Genomic DNA, 17,347 nt, shown 5'->3' on the forward strand with positions numbered 1-17,347 from the left:
AAATCCACCTGCTTTGAGCAGGTGGTCGTTTAAGTTCAGCTTACCTAATCCTAAGAATCCCGCTGCAGTAGCGACGTAAGATCAAATGGAACGCGAAGCGTTCTTAGCCATACAATATTTCATCTGAATGTAAAAGGGGATGATGATGTTGGCTACCTTTTCGGCCGCCCTTCAAGTGAAAAAGCGGATGGCCAAGCGCATATTAAAATTATCCGGTGTCCACGGTATTGGCATAGGGTACAAAGACCCTGCTCATCCCAAAAAGGGAGCGGCTGTCATTGTGTATACAGACCGGCTGGCCTCGGCCTCCGCCGGACTCCTGTCCGCCACCGCATTGGGCAAGAAAACGAATGTCCCTGTCCGGATTGTAAAAACCGGAAAAATCAAAGCCCATGCTGCGGACTACAGGAAGCGCATACGCCCGGTCGTCGCCGGCTACAGTGTCGGAACGATTGAAGGCTCCGGGACAACCGGATTGATCGTTGCGCCAACTGGAGCGCCGGCTACACGGTATCTTTTCAGCAACAACCATGTCCTTAATCCCTCCAATACTGACAATCGGGAGGCTACGATTCAGCCGGGCGGAGCAGACGGGGGAACGGTTGCCCGGGATCGTATTGGGCGGCTGTATCGTTACGTGCGCTTGAATCCAAACGGAACGAACCTGATTGACACGGCGCTTGCCCTGCCGACCAGCAACAGCTTGCTCAGTCCGCGTTATGCCACAGTAGGAGCAGTTCCGGGCCATGTGACCGCTTATCGTGTGGGAGAAAAATTAAAAAAGGTAGGGCGTACAAGCGGACGGGTCAATGGCACGGTAGAGTCTGTCTATACGGACCTGCAAATCAATTATGGCGGAAGCCTGGGGCTGCTGACCTTCGAGGACCAGACGGTCATCAGAGGCACGACTCCTGTATCGCTGCCAGGAGATTCCGGCTCCGTCTGGCTCAGACAGTCGGATAATTACGCAGCTGCGGTCAACTTTGCAGGCACGGCAGATGGCCGTCTATCCATTGCTTTCCCGGTGCAGTGGTTCATGCAGGTGTTCAACACACGGGTAGCCCGCCCCAACGGGGCAGGCAGGGTGCTTACGGTAGATACAGGCTCTTCCCCTCGTTTCTATACAAGGCAGCTTACCAGTGAGGAGCTGGCTCGCTTAAGACCAAGAACGACGCGCATTAGAAAGAGCTAAATGCCCGGCAGATGGAAAAGCTGATTTCCTGCAATCCAAATCGTAAAGCTGCATATGAACGGTGGAGGGAATCTGGCACCCGGACGCCGTTCTTTGCACAGTCTGAGTGTTCACGGTGTCATTCCTTTACCACACGAATCATTCACGATACAAATGATTCATATTACAAATCATTCACAGGCTAAAAAGTTAAGGATATGAAATGCTCGTTCTAATCGGCTCCTTCGGCATATGAATCGGCTCCCATAGGACGAGCATTAGCGGTGCTGCTTGGCGAGGCCAAGCCCCGGATTTCCTGAGCGGTTAATGCTCTGTTGTAGATAATCAGCTCGTCTAACAGCGCCGTTGAGATAGGGATCGTCGAACTGGGATTTGCCAAGATAGTTCCGGTCTGTCATCCCAAGGCTTCGACGGCTTCAACATCATAATGGCGTTACGCGTCGCTTCCACGCCGTCCACATACATCATCGCAGTCGTGCCTGACAGAGTCACAGCCACATGCTTCCATTACACCTGTCAATGGAGAATACTTGATTAGATAGCTGCACTGCCATTCTATCAACCTCCTTAAAAAGGTTCGTGAGCGTACTCTCACAACGTTAATATATGTAAGAGAAATGCTTTTGCTACCCTATGGTTGGAGATTGATAGGAAATAGATTCATATATGCTTCTATCTACGTTTCCCATATTGATAGGCTAATTCCTGAATTTTTTCAGCCACATTTGCAGGGGCACCATTTCATTAGCATACCTTGAAACTGGATGATGTCCCACACAAACACTTAAATTGCTTGTTCAAATAATGCTCTATCGTTTGCATCATTTCCAAAAGCAATATACTCAGTAATACCCAATTGATCTAATCCTTTTGCTTTATCCATACCAGGCGGACTAATATCAATCACTACCTCTGTATGGTGCTCAAATAAAGACACGTTCATCAATTGTAATAAATCCTTTACCTCATCTGTTGGAGAAAACATAACCATCTTTGAAATGCCCTTTAATTGATGGAGCTGTTTTACTGGCCCTTTTTAAGGGATCAATATTCCGATAAATAGAATGATGCTCATCTCCTGTATAGCTATAATCCCAATCACTATCCGCCAAGTATTGCAGGTTGTGTGTCAGCGCGATTTCAACCAGCTGTGCCTGTACTTCGTTTGGAAAATAGGTAACGCCGATTTTTTGATCTGCATAAGTGAACGCCCCATCACCCCCAACCATCCGAAAATGATGATATTCCTTTGGTAAAATAGGTAGTAAATCGCGAATCGGTCGTGCGGATGCAAAAATGACCTCATGTCCATGCTGCATACATGCATCTAATGCGTGACAAACCTGCTCGTCTAGCGGTTGGCCTTTAAAACAAATGGTTCCGTCCAAATCAAAAACAAAGTTCATATGTTTCACCTCTACTTATACATATAAAAGGCTTTTGGTAAAATGAGAAGGACAGATGTCCCGGAGGTAATCCATGAATATTCAGGACTCTACTTATTAGTCGAGGGAAGGTATTATGTAACCACCAAAGAGGTTACAGGAAAAGAGCTGTTGCTGCAAAATTGCGACATCCAATCGGATTGTACTGCAGCTACAGCATGCTCGTTATTTTTATTCCGTTGTCTGTTTATGTAACGTACGATTTCCTCCAGAGTGAACGCTTTAGCATCGGTTGAAGCACGGTTTGCAGCTTATTTATGCACCATTTATTCAGATGCTTATACAAAGGAATATTTATCTACATCAAGCCTGAATGAGGTTGCTTCATTAATCGGTACAACGAAAAGGCATCTAAATCGAATCATTAAAAATTGGGAGGAACAGCATATCCTCTCACGGTCAAATGATGAACTTCAAATCATCAACGTGGAGAAATTAAACACTTTATCTGAAAATATACGCTATGAGTAGCCATGCCTGTCACATACACAAAGCAGCTATAAAGTTGGATTTGGTGTGTGCTGGTATCCGTGCTCAAGAGATGAGGGATTATGAACATTAAAGTGGAGTTGCCGAAGATTCCTGCGGATTTACCCGTATTAAACGAAGAAATGTACTCCTTGCGATCCAAAGACGAACTGCTTATGGGGGCCGTAGAGGATATGATTTTGGATAATGTGGATGCAGTTAGGGTTTCATTGGACAAGATGATCTTTAAAAATGTAACCATTATGGAATCGTCATTGCCGGAAAGTGAGTGGACAGATGTCATTTTTGATAAATGTGATCTGTCCAATGTCCATTTGTCCGGGTCTTTTATTCACCGGGTGGAGTTCAGAAATTGTAAACTGCTGGGCACTGACTTTTCCAGAAGCAGGCTCCAAAACGTTCGTTTTGTGGATTGCCTGGGCGATTATTCAATGTTTCGATTTTCCAATTTCAAGCAGGTTGGTTTTGAGGACTGTTCATTGAAGAGCGCCGACCTTTATCATCTGACGTTACAGAAAACCTTTTTTACCCGCTGTAATCTGGATCAGGCGATGCTGTCGGGGTCCAAGCTCAAAGGGATTGATTTGAGCGATTGTGAATTCGATGGACTGCAGGTGGAGATAGAAGACTTGAATGGCTGCATCATCTCACCTCATCAGGCTTCATCATTTGTGGGCCTTTTGGGGCTAGTGATTAAATAAGGGGGGCCAGGCTACTCAGGTTACTCTTCATTTTCTTCATATCGTTGCCATCTCAATTTTCGAGCACGTATGTTTTTATCCAGCAGCTTTAATTGCCGTGCTATGGTATACCCTATCAGGTATGCAGCGGCGGAGGTGTTGCCGTCTACCGTGAAAGGAATGATAGAAGCATCGGCAACAATTAAATTTTTGACTCCATGCACGTTGCCTTTGCGGTCCACGACGCCTCCTGTATTTAATGGGGCCATACGAAGAGAACCTTGCTGGTGATGATTATGGTCAAAATTTTGCTTGATAAACTCCTCCAAGCTGGAGTCGTCGTCAATAACGTCAAGCGTCGGAGAAACGAGCTGATATGATGGGTCAATGGCCGCTAGCTCTCCCGCTATGTTCTTGACATAAATTTTATATATGTTTTTCACCGCTTCCATGTCCTTTGGATTCGAGAGAAAACCTTCGTCTGCAAGCACGATTTTCAGAGGGTCATTGTTTTGTAATTTGATCGACCCCCGGCTTGTAGGGCGTAAATAAAGCAAAGCGAGGGTGAGCATGCCTTCGGAACCAATGCCTAGCATTTGAACCGCCCGACGATTGTTCTCCGTTTCGCTTGGATCAGGCAAGAAAGCCCCGCCCGTATATAGAGCACTCGGATCATTCGAAGGCAGTGCGCGATCTTTGGGATTGGTTGAGAAGGAGGCGAAGTTCAGGGTATGGTTTCGTAGGCTTTTGCCTACGTTGGGATTATTAAATACTACGCGAATCCCTTTGTCTTTAAGCGATTTTGCCGGCCCGATTCTGGAAAGCATTAATAACTGGGCGCTGTTAATGCCTGCTGAAAGGATGACCTTCTTCCGCGCATAAGCTAGGGTACATGTTCCTTCCCGTAGGAATTCTACTCCTACAGCGCACTTATTAGTGAAAAGAACGCGCAGAGTTGTTGATCTAAAGAAAACCCTCAACTTTCGGCCGTTAACGCCCTGGCCGGAAGGAGTCATGATCGCCGGCGAGAGGAAAGCAGTTGAAGAGTTTTCCCTTCGACCATCCGGGTTCTGGAACAACTGCCACCGGGTAAAGGGGCCAAGGGGAGTCTTAGGATCATTATAATCGAGGATTTCCGGAAAACCTGTAGCACGTTCAATGGCCGAGGTGAGTTTTTGCGCCATAGACGTAGGATTTTCAGGGGCTTGCCTAATATCAATCCGCCCGCTAAATCCGTGGACTTTCGGGTTATTCGTTGCCCCGTTGTACTTCTCCAGTTTTTTGAATCGGCGAATAGCTCTTCTAGGTGACCATAATGGGCCCAAAAGCCTTTCCCATTCTCTAAATACAGCCGAAGTAGGTCGTACATACTGCTCGCCGTTAATTGATGAACCACCGCCTAGCAGCCGTCCTGTGGTCCATTCGAATGTCCGATCATCTACTCCACTTTGTGGAATGCCTTCCCCTTGCCAAAAGTATTCGGGGAAAAATTGTTCCTCCAGTTCCAGGGCAAAGGTAGAGTCCCTTATTGGTTTGTCTTTGTCGTTATTCCCCCCTGCTTCTAATACAAGAACCGATGTTTGCTTGTCATCCGTAAGGGTTTTGGCAATTACAGCACCCGCAGGACCTGTTCCTACGACAATATAATCAAAAATTAATTTCTTTTTCATAAAGCGCTCCTTTATAGATAAATGGGCTCATGTATAATATTAGTCTGTATTGTCTTATGTGACGCCCATAACAAAAAAAGATGATCCACCAAAGTGGATCTCTAGCATTTATTGAATGTTTACTTTTTTTATCTACTTTTTCGAAGTGGATATACCAAAGATTAGGTTTATCGAATAGCCAGTGATTGTGCAGTGCCGTCACTGGCAGTCCCCTTATGCATCATATGCCTATTTGTTAATAAAAAGGGAACCGTCTTTTTGAATTTCTGCATAAAAGACTTCTTGTATTGTTTGGATTCCATGTTTCTTTAATTCGTCATGCACCCATTTTTCCGTTAAGTTCAGTTCTATTAGATTCTTTTTTACGATCTTACCATCCGAAATGATTTCTGAAGGAAGATAAGTAAAAGTTGAGGTAGGTATATTCATGTCTTCTTTAGTGATATTTTGCTTAAATTCCTTTTTTAAAATACTAAATTGTCCGTCAGGTTCCAGAATTGCATAATGAACGTCTTGGAGACTGAAGACATCTTTCTTTCGAAGCATCATACTAAGGTCATCAAGATTGAGGTGTGTTCGTTGAAGTGCCTTCTTAAGTATTTTTCCTTCCTTTATGACAATTGTAGGTTGTCCATCAAACAGGATTCGGGCTTTGCTCGATTTCAAGCCAACATACCCGATAAAAATTGTAAGAGCACACCACCAGACTAAACTAATGAGTCCATTTAAAAAAGGCGTCTCACTTCTGCCAGCAATATCCGCTGTGATTGAACCGATAGTGATCCCTGTAACATAGTTAAAATAAGTAAGTTGACTAAGTTGTTTTTTTCCAAGGAGCCGCGCTAGTATTAATAGAACAAAAAAAGAAAGGCTTGCCCTTAAACTCATTTCCCAAAAATTCACTTTCAAGAAATCATCCATTCAAAAGCACCACACAATTCGCAATATTTATGGATTCCAGTATTTTCTTTACAAATGTTGATCATACATCACGAGATTTAAAAGTTCCGAATTTAATTATGTAATAAGAACTTCATCGTCTTTTATGGGACTGTTAGGGCTAACGGCCTTTCACTTCCTGCTGATCAACTTTGCATCTGATTCTCTGCGTTAATACAGATGTTTGATACTGTCCCAGGCCTGGCGCAGACGCCTAATCCCTTCAATAATCTGCTGCTCCGTTAAATGGGCAAAGATAAAGCAGGCAGCTGGGGAACCTGGGGTCAGCTGATAATCGGCGGCATCCCGCCATGTAACTCCGTAACCCTGTGCTGTCCGCATCAAATGATGATATGGAGCACGCTCATGCTTCCAGATGGCATAGGCATGCAGCCCGCAATCGCTCTGATGCCAGTGAAACAGTTCGCTCAGTTGCTGCATTTCGCGCTGGAACACGTCGTAGCGTGATCTGTATATACGGGTCATCCGCCGCAAATGGCGAGCATAGTCGCCGCGCATCATAAAACGTGCTAGTGCACGTTGTTCCAAACGGGCAGGCGGCAGGGGATCATATAGCCGTTTGGCAGCTGTCAGCGCTTGGGCGAGTGCAGCAGGCAGGATCGCATATCCAAGTCGAAGGCTGCTGAACATGCTTTTGGAAAAGGAACCGACATAGATTACGCAATCTGCGCGATCCAATGCTTTTAAGGGTTCGATGGGCCGTCCAGCCCAGCGGAATTCACTGTCATAATCGTCCTCGATAATCCAGGCATCTCGGGATATCGCCCATTGCAAAATATGTTGACGGCGTGCCAGTGGCAAAACAGCACCGGTCGGGAACTGTCTTCCCGGCGTCACAAACAGTAGCTTGGAATCCCAATCCTGCGGGACTATTCCTTGCTGATCCAGTTCAGCAGCCTGAATCTGTCCGCCCGAGGCCATAACTGCTCGATAAATTCCGGCATAACAGGGATTTTCCAATATAATTGTATCCTGTTCATCAATAAGCAGTTGGCATAACAGGGTAATCACTTCCATGGAACCACTGCATAAAACGACTTGGTCCGGGTGGGCTGTAATCCCACGTGTCCTGCCAACATGCTGGCAAATCGCTTCACGCAGCCATTCATCGCCATTGACCGGCGCAGTCGCTGAGTCAGACGAAGGTTTTTGCAGGTCTTTGCCAGCGGCAGCCAGTGCACTTTTCCATGCGAGCTGTGAGCTGCCCTCCAATACGACTTCTCCTGCCTGAAAAGAAATCAAGGGCTGCTGTGCAGCATTTCTATCCTCAACAAAAGCAGTAGCTGACAGTAATTTTCGCTCCCTTTCCAGCTGCATGATTCGTTGTCCCCAGGCTGACAGAGCGGGGGCTTTTTGGTTTGAAAAAGGTCGATTTTGGTTCTGCTGGCCGATTAGAGATGGGTTCGGCAGCATAGCTGTCTGCTCAATAACAAAGGTTCCTCTGCCTACCGCCGCTTCTACATATCCTTCTGCCAACAGCATATCGTAGGCTTCGGCAACACTGCCACGCGAAATTCCATACATCATAGCCAGATCACGACTGGAGGGCAGGCGCGTACCGCCAGCAAGGGAGCCGTTAAGAATCCCGTCCCGGAGAGCGTGATACAATGCCAAATATTTATGATGATATTTCTGAATAGCACGCTGGTAAGCAATTGTAATATCCATACCCTGCTCCTTATATTGGACTACTTATTTTTGTTCAGATTGGATCTTTTTATACATCCATTTTCAACATAATCTGAAACGTACCGTTGGTCAATAGAAGGAAGGAGAGCTAATCATGAGAAGAAAAGAATTTACAGTGACAGAAGAAGAGGAAATAGAGCAATTTCTGAACGAGGTCAGTTTCGGATTTTTAGGTCTCAACAGCGAGGATGGTTTTCCGCGTGTGGTCCCCTTGAATTTTGCTTATGGAAATGGTGTGTTTTATATACATGGCAGCCGTGCCGGAGAAAAGATAGAACGGATGAAGGAGGATAACCGGGTCACCTTTTCCGCTGCCAAGGAGTATGCGTTGATTCCGTCCTACTTTATAGACGAGCATATGGCATGTCCGGCGACTGCGTTTTTTAAGAGCGTTACCGTGCGTGGACATGCGGAACTTGTAGTTGATCTGGAAGAAAAGGCGGCGGCATTTTCCATTTTTATGAACAAGCTGCAGCCGGAAGGCGGCTATGACACTATTGATGCCAGTGATCCTCGGTATACTTCACGTCTGAAAGGGGTCGCTTTGATCAAAATCGTACCGGATGAATGGACCGCCAAGTTCAAATTCGGTCAGAATGTCAAAGGTCAGGAGCGTCAGCAGATCGTGGATGGCTTGCAAAAACGGGGGCTGGATAATGATCTGGCCACGATTGAAATGATGCGCAAATATTGTCCCCATCACTGAGATAATTCTTCTACTCCGTTTCTATGTTCATTTTTGATTTAGGACGATTTATTCCTGCTCGCTCATGGCCTAACGGGTTAAATATATATTAAAGAAGTAGCCCTTGACTTTCAAAGTCTTCGTTTCATCTGTATTAGGACTTTTGAAGGACAGGTATATATCATTCTCAAGCCCGTTGTTCTTACTGCAAAGGAACCTTATAATACGATAGATTTATGGAGTAAGGGGGCAAGACCGTGAAGAGAGCGGGAATCAGAAGTCGGGGAAGTCGACGGTTGTTACTGGAAGCGGGGGCTGAAGAGTTCGCTCAAACGGGTTTTTATCAGACAAAGGTAAGCTCAATTGCGGCACGTGCAGGATTAACGCAGCCGGATTTTTATATTCATTTTGAAAGCAAGGAACAGATTTATGAGGAGCTTGTCGAGAGCTTCCGTGCTTTGGTGAACGAAACGGTGCAAAGCATGAAGGTGGAGCCGGATCAGAGTAAAGCTGAAATTTTGAAACGGGGACAGGTATTTCTGGAAGCTATTTTTCGTATGCTGTCCCATAATCCTGCGATGACCCGTGTTGGATTTTACCAGGCGGCCGACTCGGTGCGGATTAAGGCGGAAATGGCTGAGCATATCAAAAAGCATTTGCTGGCGGCACAGCGGTGGGGTTCTTGCCGTGAGGAACTGGACCCTGAATTGACAGCAGAATGCGTCATCGGTTTGATTGAACGACTGACGTTAACCAAATTGCTGCCTGGACGCGAAAGCCCATCTGTACTTGCCAAACAAGCACGCAACCTGCTGTATCGCGGTATGCTGGCATCTGAAGGATAGCGCAGCTACAGCATGTATCTATAATTGGGCGATCGGCGCGGCATTTGTCCCTATCATGGATGACGGCATAAGCATAAGATGCTTTTGTAAACCATGAAGGGAGGAATCAGCATGTCTGGAGTAGGCGCTGGTTATGGAGCTTTTACATCCACAGGAGCGATTCTGGTACTTTTCATCCTGCTTGTTATTATCACCAAAGCATTTATCATCTGATTCACAGCTCAAGATTTCAAATTCGGGCGATTTGCTGTCAACAGAGAGGAGGAATTTGAAATGGGTGAAGTAGACAGAGGTTGTTGCGGTTATAACATGTGGACTTCTACTGGTGTTATTCTGGTTCTCTTCATTTTGCTGGTTATCATCACTCGGACTTGTTTCATCTAGTGCTGCATTCATGGGCTTGAGCGCCGATGCTTCAGGTCTATGGCCATTGTAAAGCCATATCTGTCGGAACAGAACCGCCTTGAACAGAGGCGGTTTTTTTGTTTTCAAAAGTTAACGTTGACGTTAACGTCATATGGACGTAATATTTATATATAAGATTTTTCATAAGGTGGGTGTCATGGTTACGTATAAAATTGATGAGGTCGCCAAGCAAAGCGGCCTGACGAAGCGAACCATTCGTTATTATGAGGAAATCGGTTTGTTGCCCTCCCCGCGGCGCAGCGAAGGTAATATGAGGCTGTATACGCAGGAGGATGTGGATTTACTTAAAAAAATAGTGAGTGCCAAGGAAGTGCTTGGATTCTCCTTGCAAGAGCTTCAGCGCTACATGTCCACAGCGGAGATGCTCAAGGGTCAACGGGAGGAATATCGCGAGCATACGGATCATTTGCAACCTGCTGAGCGCAGGGCCATGCTGGTGGATATGGAGATCACTCTGAACGAACAATTGGAGATGATGGAGGAGAAAATCAACAGCATCCGCATGCTTCAGACTGAGCTGGAGAAGCTACGGGCCAGGGTTCGTGAACGGAAGGCTCTGCTTGATGAGGAGCTTGGCAGCGACCTGTCCTAACGAGGAATATTTACAATCAGATTTGGAGGTTACATCATTCATGAGTTCTCAACATAGTTTACCTGATGAGTTAAAAGTCCCTGATGATCTAAAAAAACAGTCAGGCTTGCTGTCTCAGCCCAAAGCCGTCTGGGCGGTCGCCTTTGCCTGTGTTATTTCATTTATGGGCTTGGGCTTGGTTGATCCGATTCTTAGTGCCTTTTCCCGTTATAGGAAATGTCTTTGAAAACAAAGAGCCACCGGGTACAGGGATTCGCCTGTAAAAGCTCCGGTGGTTCTTTATTCCCAGTATAAAATTATTGCCATGGACGTCTATGGTTTTTGTCGGTTAGCTATGGTGACGCGTATCACGGTTCAAAAGCAGCTGTACATGATGAAATCTCTGATGTAGACCTATGTAGGGTAGCAAGCTGAAGTTATAGCATCTTTTTGAGCTGGGATATACGGGCTTGGGAAACCTCAAGTATTTTGGCATATTCGTGCTGTGCTGCATTAGGGTGCTTTTGCATTAATTCTTTCAGATTTTCGATCATCTGCTGTGTCGATCGGCGCAGGCGCTTAGACTCCCTATGAGAGCGATCTCCGATGGGGAAAGCCGATTTGGCTGGCCTTATCATGGGACTAAGATTCGTACCGTTCTTTAGACTTTCGATACATTCCCCGCAAATAAAGCTGTCTCTAAAATAAGTCAGCTGCTCTGTTGAACCACACATTTTGCACGTTACCCCGGTATATTTTCGAAGGGCGAGAGTACCGGTTTCCTCATCTGCAAAAATCTCAACAGGGTCACCCACATTGTAATCCATAGAAATTCGCATTTCTTTGGGGATGACAATACGGCCTAACGCATCTAAGGGACGTGTCATACCTGTACTTTTCAAATGATAACCTCCTTTTTTTATATCCTTATAATACTAAATGAAGAGGATAAAAAAGAATAGGCTTAGAGGAGCAATCGCATATATTAAGTAAATTGTTGAAAAGTATACAATTATATCCCAAAATATGTTTTCTTTTTTGCGCTCTTTTCTATAAAAACATATACTTATGGCTAAAGCTGACTTTAAGAGAGTAGAAGAATGAGGAGGGAATTAACCGTGTACTCCATCAGAGAAGTTCAAATCAAGAGTGGATTGCCTGCATCAACACTGCGTTATTATGAAAAAGAGGGGATATTGCCTGATGTCGGTCGGGATGAAGGCGGAAGAAGAGTATATACGGATAAGCAAATCGACTGGATTAGGTTCCTTATGGCTATGAAAGATACCGGGATGACGATTGAAGAGATTAAGGCATATCTTGAGCTTAATGCACAAGGCGAAGCTACCATACATGAGAGAAGAGAGCTTCTTGTAGACCATAAGAAAAAGATAGAAGAACATATGGCCCAAACACAGAGCAATTTGGAGAAGATCATTCAGAAAATCGCTTATTATGATCGTGTAGTTATGGGGAAATTTTAAACAATAGAATTGATTGAATAAGCATGAGAACTCGGCAGCTGGCGAAAAAGGCTGTGAGAAGAAGTGTAATAAGGGATGAGCAGCAAGCTGAGTTTTAACGGCTTACTGTTCATCCCTTTTGTGTGTAAAGCCTTCTTTACATGCTGCTGTGTGTCGTTCTTATGCCTTGCTGGCTGTTGCTTCCATAGTGTTGCATGTTCCCGCTGGTTGCATACTGTTGCCCAGCCATACCCATATGTTGCGGGAAGCTGTGACTCATATGGCTTCCTGTACCATAGGAAGATGGTTGCATACTGCGGGAGGCATAGTTATCACCAAATCCAGGTTGAGTCATTTGGCTGCTGGAGCGGATGGTGTTTTCCAACTGACTACACAATTGAATGACTTGTTGGTATTGCTGCATAGCTTGTTGATGGTGCTGAATTGCGGTTTGGATCATTTGAGCCGCATTACGTTCACGTTGCACCAAGCTTTCAAGACTGGATGCATTTTGTTGCTCTTGTTGCAGCAATTGCTGATACATGGCAGTTCCTTGCTGTGTTTGTTGTACCAATTGCTGCATAATTTGTTCGCATTGATGAAGCTGCTGTTGTGGACCCATGGTGTTGTACACTGATCATCAAACTCCTTCGCTGGGTAGTTTTAGGTTTAGAACCCTCATATATTGTGGCGAAGGAAGACCATATATATGCACAATTTTGGTTACAGACTGGACACCAGGATAGACGTAAATTCCTCTAGGAATACACGATCATCGTGGTCAAAGCGGCCTTTTAGCGGACTGTCAACGTCCAGAACTCCAATCAGTTCCTCATTCTTGATCAGAGGGATCACGATTTCGCTATTGGAAGCAGCGTCACAGGCGATATGTCCTGGAAATGCATGCACATCGTCGATGACTAGCGTTCTCCGTTCCGCTGCAGCTGTGCCGCATACGCCGCGTCCCAGGGGAATCCGTATACATGCGGGTAAGCCCTGGAAAGGACCAAGTACAAGCTCGGTTCCATCATAGAGATAGAAGCCGCTCCAGTTAACATCTGGCAGAAAATGACCCAGTAGCGCAGACGCGTTCGCTAGATTGGCAATGGTATTGGATTCATCGTGAACAAGTGCACGGAGTTGTCCAAGAACGGATTCGTATTGTTCTTGACGAGTACCTTCGTAAGGGATAGCTTGAAACATGTAGAGTCCACGCTCCTAACATTAATTTTTATAGGATCTGTTGCAAGGATTACCCAAAATAGTTAATTATTCAAATGACTTTTACCATTGGTTAATTAATTTAAGATATAACGATTGTATACATTCAGTCAAGAGGAAAATCCATCTGTAACCTTTTGATCATTTCCGTCCTCTAATCTATGTATATCTTAATTTTAGGAAAAGGATAGGAGTTGTTAAATATGAAAAAGGTATATTATGCACTTGGCTCAGCGGTGGTCGCCAGTTTGATCCTGACAGCAGTGCCTGTGGCTGAAGTATATGCCGCTTCCGCCCAACAAACCAAATCGACACAGACGATCTTGGCTTCATCGCTCAAAGGGGGGGGATAGTAAGGTTGTGCAAAAGGCACAGGAACATTTGAAAAACGTGACGGGCAAGAGTTTTACCCTGGACGGAGCGAAAAAATGGAGCTTGGGTGGTGAGAGCGGCTGGGATTTCAGTGTAAAAGGTTTTGAGCACAGCCAGGTAATGATCACCCAATCAGGTGGATTAGAAAGAATATACTTGAACCAGCCCTGGAGTGAGCTAAAGGACAGCTAAGCATTCAAAAAAATGAAATCCTACAGTGAGGACCAATTGCTGAAAAATGCAGCCAAACAGTCCAAGGAGCTTTTGAAGGTTGATCTGACTGGATATAAAGCGACTTTGGACCCGAAAATGACAGCAGTCGTGCATTTTACGAAGAGTGGATCGCCTGCTCTGATCGGTTCCTATAATTCGAAGGGGCCATTTTATGAACTGAAATTTAAGGAATACGGAGAGTAATTCCGCAAGGGCTGTTCCTCATCTGTTTCCCGCTTGTTTTCTATGGGTAAAAACAGTATAACGTTGTTGGCCTTAAGCCGGGAAGGAGTTACAGCCATGCATGCAGATGTTCAAAACTTGTTTATCCGTATCCAGATGCTTTCCTATGCACAGCAGAACGATCTGACAGTGAGAGATATCCAACCTGTATTGGAAGAGCGCGGTTACCGCGTAGGAGAACGTGAGGTCAAGCAGGAACTTGAAAACCTGACGCAGGAAAACTTTCTGACACCGCATGATGATTTGTTCAGCATTACCGGTGCGGGGATCAATGAATTACAGGAAATTCAGTCGATGCTGGGCGTATTGTACAAGGATGTTGTGAAGAAACCGATGCGCGCCGCTACCCATGTCTCTTCCTGAACACAGAGGAGCGCAAATCTCATAAAAAAAAGTTGCCCGCCTCATTCCTGATTTTAGGAGCAGGAGGGCTATTTTTATATATAAAAGCTTCTCAACCATAAAGAAGGTTGTGTTTGTTGGAAGTGTATGCTTAAATGTAGCGTAGATTTGTTGTCATTTTGATGCTGGAAGGATGATTGAACATGTGTGCATATGCATGTAAGGGGCATATACCACCGCTGGAAGGCCCGCGACTTCGTCTGCGAAGGATGGAAACCGCGGATGCAGCTGCAATGTTCACGTGCTGGTCTGATCCGGAGGTTCGCTGTTATTTGAACCTTTCCGGTATGTCTGGGCGTGAGGATGCAGAGGATATGATTGAGCTGTTAAATGATCTGGCGAAGACGGAGGATGCACTGCGCTGGGGAATCGAACTGAAGGAGAACGGGAAGCTGATTGGAAGCTGCGGCTTTAATTATTGGCAGACCGACGGGGCTTATAAAGCTGAAATTGGCTATGAGCTGACCAAACGCTATTGGCGACAGGGCTACATGACCGAGGCACTGCGGTTGGTGCTGTCATTCGGGTATAACACGATACGGTTGAATCGGATGGAAGCATTGGTGGACCCGCGCAATACAGGCTCGCAAGCCTTGCTGTCCTCAATGGGCTGGACACAGGAAGGGCTATTGCGGCAGGTGCAGCATACATCTACAGGCTTTAAGGATATGCTGATGTATTCTTTACTGCATGAGGAGTGGCTCAGACTGGAGGCGAAGCGCAATGCTGTTTCAGTATAACGGCGGGTCATCGCTGTTGCACAGGCTGGGACCATTAAGTAAGCTGACTTGGGTGGGATGCTTTAGTCTGCTGTCGATGGCATGGGATTCCACGCTGCACGAATCGGCGCTATTGGCTGTACTGATCGCTGTGGCCTGGCTAGGTGCACGTCTGACCTTGGTACGCCAGCTTCGGGCTATGTCGTTCCTGATTGGTTTAGGCATTCCATATTTTATATTGTCTATTCTGGCGGTTCGTGAAGGACATACAGTGATGTCCTGGGGACCGATTGCGATTACAACAGAAGGGCTGGATATCGCAGGGGCGTTAACGCTGCGGATTTTTGTACTGTTTTTGGCTTCTTATATTTATCTCTCGACAACGGACCCCAGAGATTTTGTACAGGCCTTGAATTTGCATTTGCGTGTTCCTTATCGGTTTGCATTTGGTATTTCGGTGGCGCTAACGTTTTTTCCTTTGCTGGAAGAGGAAGGACGTACAATGATGGCGGCACGGCGGGTTCGTGGACAGGAGCCGCCTCGAGGGCTGAAAAATCGAATAGCCTATTGGAGCGGGTATGCGGCTGCCGTGCTCGTGAATGCAGTGAGGCGAGTCCAGCAGACTGCGCTGGCTATGGAGGGAAAAGGTTTTGGCGCTTATGCAGACCGGACTTATCTTCGCACACTGGAGAGTGGACGTTCCAGCTACCTGGGTATTATGGTCGCTCTGGTCGCTGTAATAGCTACGGCTGTTTTATGGTGGAGCTTATAAACGACATCCCTTTTTTATCTATATTGTCAACTTTATAAATATATTTTGGTTGACAATATAAGTGCGGGTGAATACATTTATACAGTAGCAGCTTGTACAGGGAACAATGGGGCTGTTACCTTAAACATTTAGATTATGGAGAGGAGCTATGAAAATACATATGAAGGAATCTCGTATTTTCGCAAAATTTACAACACTGGATATCGTGCTGATGGCGATGCTGGCAACGTTGAACGGCGTTATGACTGTTTATTTGTCACTTGTTAACAAAACGTTAAACAGTCTGGGAGGGCCTATTGCGACTTCCGTTATTGTCGGACTGTACATGATATATGGTTTGCTGGCCTACTATATTATTCGCAAGCCGGGCACAGCGGTTATTGCTTATTCATTTGGCGCAGTGGTACAGTCCTTTATAGGCACTGCATACGGTTTTGCTGCTATCATCGCGGCAGCTGTATGCTATATGATCGTTGCTGAACTGGTATTTGCCTTACTGCGCTATCGACGCTGGAATGTAGCTTCGCTGATGCTGGCGGGTGGAGCCATGGTTCCGTTGTGGTTTATTGTGGCAGCCAATATGTTTGGCTATATGCATTGGGGCTGGAAGGTGCTTACGATTACACTGGTCGTGCGCATTCTCAGTGGTATCATCCTGTGTGGTCTGCTCACGAAAGTGTTGGGCGATGCCTTGAATCGCACGGGCCTGTTAAAACGGTTTGAACTGGGACGCGCTTCGCGTGCATAGCTTTTGTGAATCTGGATATAAAATAGCCGTGTCCTTGAAGGATTTTGGCTACCGTTATGATGATCAGGCCGAGCCAGCGTTACATGGCTTGACGCTGGATATTATGGTGGGTGAGCATGTAGCGATTGTCGGAGCCAGCGGAAGTGGAAAATCTACGCTCTGCCAGCTACTTCATGGCGGATTGTCCCGTTCCGGCGAAGGGGAACGGACTGGGGAGCTAACCGTGTACGGGCTGGACCCCGATACGGCTGACCTGGCTGCTGTCGCCTCCACCGTCGGCGTCGTGCTTCAGGACCCGGATGCCCAACTGGTGCAGGGAATCGTCGAAGACGAGATTGCTTTCGGGCCGGAGAACCTGCGCGTGCCTCCGGCAGAAATTGCGCAGCGCCTCACTGCTGCGCTGGAGGCCGTCGGCCTTGCTCCCGAACGCGGCTCCTTCGTGCGCCGCCTCTCGGGAGGCCAGCGCCAACGCACTGCCATTGCTGCGGTGCTGGCGCTGGAAGCGCCGCTTGTCGTGTTCGACGACGCAGCGGCTCAGTTGG

At 46.2% G+C, this 17,347-nt stretch carries 25 protein-coding genes and 2 pseudogenes; 17 read left to right on the forward strand and 10 right to left on the reverse strand.

Annotation, left to right across the window (positions count from 1 at the left end; genetic code table 11):
- The first annotated feature begins 145 nt into the window (after positions 1-145).
- Positions 146-1,192: a hypothetical protein gene (locus tag L693_RS0109650; RefSeq protein WP_025717090.1), complete on the forward strand. Its 1,047-nt coding sequence runs from the start codon at positions 146-148 to the stop codon at positions 1,190-1,192.
- Between the two features lie 211 nt (positions 1,193-1,403).
- Here the strand turns inward: L693_RS0109650 and L693_RS32405 are convergent.
- The 3 genes and pseudogenes from L693_RS32405 to L693_RS27905 form a co-directional block, all read right to left on the reverse strand.
- Positions 1,404-1,699, reverse strand: a pseudogene (locus L693_RS32405) (LamG domain-containing protein); the annotation flags it as partial.
- A 277-nt stretch (positions 1,700-1,976) separates the two neighbouring features.
- The gene (locus L693_RS31940) at positions 1,977-2,183 is read right to left on the reverse strand and encodes an HAD hydrolase family protein (RefSeq protein WP_049825113.1); all 207 of its coding nucleotides are present in this window, start codon (positions 2,181-2,183) and stop codon (positions 1,977-1,979) included.
- A complete protein-coding gene (locus L693_RS27905) occupies positions 2,158-2,598 on the reverse strand; it encodes an HAD hydrolase family protein (protein WP_049825114.1) in 441 nt (146 codons plus the stop codon). Before L693_RS27905 ends, L693_RS31940 begins: the two co-directional genes overlap by 26 nt.
- A gap of 252 nt (positions 2,599-2,850) precedes the next feature.
- Here L693_RS27905 and L693_RS29105 point away from each other — a divergent pair, with 252 nt between their 5' ends.
- Positions 2,851-3,108 (forward strand): helix-turn-helix domain-containing protein, encoded by a 258-nt coding sequence (locus L693_RS29105; protein ID WP_167518696.1) that lies wholly within the window; start codon positions 2,851-2,853, stop codon positions 3,106-3,108.
- A gap of 80 nt (positions 3,109-3,188) precedes the next feature.
- On the forward strand, positions 3,189-3,827 hold the full coding sequence (locus L693_RS0109660) for a pentapeptide repeat-containing protein (protein ID WP_025717091.1): 639 nt from the start codon (positions 3,189-3,191) through the stop codon (positions 3,825-3,827).
- Positions 3,828-3,847: 20 nt separating this feature from the next.
- On the opposite strand, the gene L693_RS0109665 is transcribed toward L693_RS0109660, so the two are convergent.
- From L693_RS0109665 to pdxR, 4 genes are all read right to left on the reverse strand, one after another.
- Complete coding sequence (locus L693_RS0109665; protein ID WP_025717092.1) at positions 3,848-5,476, reverse strand: GMC family oxidoreductase; 1,629 nt, start codon at positions 5,474-5,476, stop codon at positions 3,848-3,850.
- The gene (locus L693_RS0109670) at positions 5,454-5,678 is read right to left on the reverse strand and encodes a DUF1259 domain-containing protein (protein ID WP_025717093.1); all 225 of its coding nucleotides are present in this window, start codon (positions 5,676-5,678) and stop codon (positions 5,454-5,456) included. Before L693_RS0109670 ends, L693_RS0109665 begins: the two co-directional genes overlap by 23 nt.
- A gap of 26 nt (positions 5,679-5,704) precedes the next feature.
- Positions 5,705-6,397 carry a DUF421 domain-containing protein gene (locus L693_RS0109675; protein ID WP_025717094.1) on the reverse strand — a complete coding sequence of 231 codons (693 nt, stop codon included), beginning with the start codon at positions 6,395-6,397 and terminating at the stop codon, positions 5,705-5,707.
- A 189-nt stretch (positions 6,398-6,586) separates the two neighbouring features.
- Complete coding sequence (gene pdxR / locus L693_RS0109680; protein ID WP_025717095.1) at positions 6,587-8,104, reverse strand: MocR-like pyridoxine biosynthesis transcription factor PdxR; 1,518 nt, start codon at positions 8,102-8,104, stop codon at positions 6,587-6,589.
- Between the two features lie 115 nt (positions 8,105-8,219).
- On the opposite strand from pdxR, the gene L693_RS0109685 reads away from it, so the two are divergent.
- From L693_RS0109685 to L693_RS0109710, 5 genes and pseudogenes are all read left to right on the forward strand, one after another.
- On the forward strand, positions 8,220-8,831 hold the full coding sequence (locus L693_RS0109685; protein WP_025717096.1) for a pyridoxamine 5'-phosphate oxidase family protein: 612 nt from the start codon (positions 8,220-8,222) through the stop codon (positions 8,829-8,831).
- A 236-nt stretch (positions 8,832-9,067) separates the two neighbouring features.
- Complete coding sequence (locus L693_RS0109690; protein ID WP_025717097.1) at positions 9,068-9,655, forward strand: TetR/AcrR family transcriptional regulator; 588 nt, start codon at positions 9,068-9,070, stop codon at positions 9,653-9,655.
- A 111-nt stretch (positions 9,656-9,766) separates the two neighbouring features.
- On the forward strand, positions 9,767-9,868 hold the full coding sequence (locus L693_RS31265) for a YjcZ family sporulation protein (protein WP_231503586.1): 102 nt from the start codon (positions 9,767-9,769) through the stop codon (positions 9,866-9,868).
- 349 nt (positions 9,869-10,217) lie between these two features.
- On the forward strand, positions 10,218-10,673 hold the full coding sequence (locus tag L693_RS0109705; protein ID WP_025717098.1) for a MerR family transcriptional regulator: 456 nt from the start codon (positions 10,218-10,220) through the stop codon (positions 10,671-10,673).
- A gap of 40 nt (positions 10,674-10,713) precedes the next feature.
- Positions 10,714-10,878: pseudogene (locus tag L693_RS0109710) on the forward strand (MFS transporter); the annotation flags it as partial.
- Positions 10,879-11,089: 211 nt separating this feature from the next.
- On the opposite strand, the gene L693_RS0109715 reads toward L693_RS0109710, so the two are convergent.
- Positions 11,090-11,554: an AbrB/MazE/SpoVT family DNA-binding domain-containing protein gene (locus L693_RS0109715; RefSeq protein WP_025717100.1), complete on the reverse strand. Its 465-nt coding sequence runs from the start codon at positions 11,552-11,554 to the stop codon at positions 11,090-11,092.
- Between the two features lie 216 nt (positions 11,555-11,770).
- Here L693_RS0109715 and L693_RS0109720 point away from each other — a divergent pair, with 216 nt between their 5' ends.
- Complete coding sequence (locus tag L693_RS0109720; protein WP_025717101.1) at positions 11,771-12,136, forward strand: MerR family transcriptional regulator; 366 nt, start codon at positions 11,771-11,773, stop codon at positions 12,134-12,136.
- 136 nt (positions 12,137-12,272) lie between these two features.
- Here the strand turns inward: L693_RS0109720 and L693_RS0109725 are convergent, their stop codons facing one another.
- The gene (locus tag L693_RS0109725; protein WP_025717102.1) at positions 12,273-12,749 is read right to left on the reverse strand and encodes a hypothetical protein; all 477 of its coding nucleotides are present in this window, start codon (positions 12,747-12,749) and stop codon (positions 12,273-12,275) included.
- A gap of 89 nt (positions 12,750-12,838) precedes the next feature.
- On the reverse strand, positions 12,839-13,318 hold the full coding sequence (locus L693_RS0109730) for a GAF domain-containing protein (RefSeq protein ID WP_025717103.1): 480 nt from the start codon (positions 13,316-13,318) through the stop codon (positions 12,839-12,841).
- Positions 13,319-13,539: 221 nt separating this feature from the next.
- On the opposite strand from L693_RS0109730, the gene L693_RS29885 reads away from it, so the two are divergent.
- From L693_RS29885 to L693_RS0109770, 8 genes are all read left to right on the forward strand, one after another.
- Positions 13,540-13,689 carry a hypothetical protein gene (locus L693_RS29885; protein WP_155983798.1) on the forward strand — a complete coding sequence of 50 codons (150 nt, stop codon included), beginning with the start codon at positions 13,540-13,542 and terminating at the stop codon, positions 13,687-13,689.
- A 7-nt stretch (positions 13,690-13,696) separates the two neighbouring features.
- Positions 13,697-13,900: a hypothetical protein gene (locus L693_RS0109740; RefSeq protein ID WP_025717104.1), complete on the forward strand. Its 204-nt coding sequence runs from the start codon at positions 13,697-13,699 to the stop codon at positions 13,898-13,900.
- A 12-nt stretch (positions 13,901-13,912) separates the two neighbouring features.
- The gene (locus L693_RS0109745; RefSeq protein ID WP_025717105.1) at positions 13,913-14,125 is read left to right on the forward strand and encodes a hypothetical protein; all 213 of its coding nucleotides are present in this window, start codon (positions 13,913-13,915) and stop codon (positions 14,123-14,125) included.
- A 96-nt stretch (positions 14,126-14,221) separates the two neighbouring features.
- Positions 14,222-14,527 carry a hypothetical protein gene (locus L693_RS0109750; protein WP_025717106.1) on the forward strand — a complete coding sequence of 102 codons (306 nt, stop codon included), beginning with the start codon at positions 14,222-14,224 and terminating at the stop codon, positions 14,525-14,527.
- A 182-nt stretch (positions 14,528-14,709) separates the two neighbouring features.
- Positions 14,710-15,306 carry a GNAT family N-acetyltransferase gene (locus tag L693_RS0109755; protein WP_025717107.1) on the forward strand — a complete coding sequence of 199 codons (597 nt, stop codon included), beginning with the start codon at positions 14,710-14,712 and terminating at the stop codon, positions 15,304-15,306.
- Positions 15,290-16,057, forward strand: coding sequence for an energy-coupling factor transporter transmembrane component T family protein (locus L693_RS0109760; RefSeq protein ID WP_025717108.1), 768 nt, complete (start codon positions 15,290-15,292; stop codon positions 16,055-16,057). The genes L693_RS0109755 and L693_RS0109760 overlap by 17 nt, the downstream gene beginning before the upstream one ends.
- 160 nt (positions 16,058-16,217) lie before the next feature.
- Positions 16,218-16,805 carry an ECF transporter S component gene (locus L693_RS0109765; protein WP_025717109.1) on the forward strand — a complete coding sequence of 196 codons (588 nt, stop codon included), beginning with the start codon at positions 16,218-16,220 and terminating at the stop codon, positions 16,803-16,805.
- The coding region (locus L693_RS0109770) for an ABC transporter ATP-binding protein (RefSeq protein WP_155983799.1) at positions 16,798-17,347 on the forward strand (550 nt) is incomplete at its 3' end. The genes L693_RS0109765 and L693_RS0109770, both read left to right, overlap by 8 nt.

The sequence above is a fragment of the Paenibacillus sp. 1-18 genome (assembly GCF_000520755.1).
In the GTDB taxonomy this organism is placed as follows: Bacteria; Bacillota; Bacilli; order Paenibacillales; family Paenibacillaceae; genus Paenibacillus; species Paenibacillus brasilensis.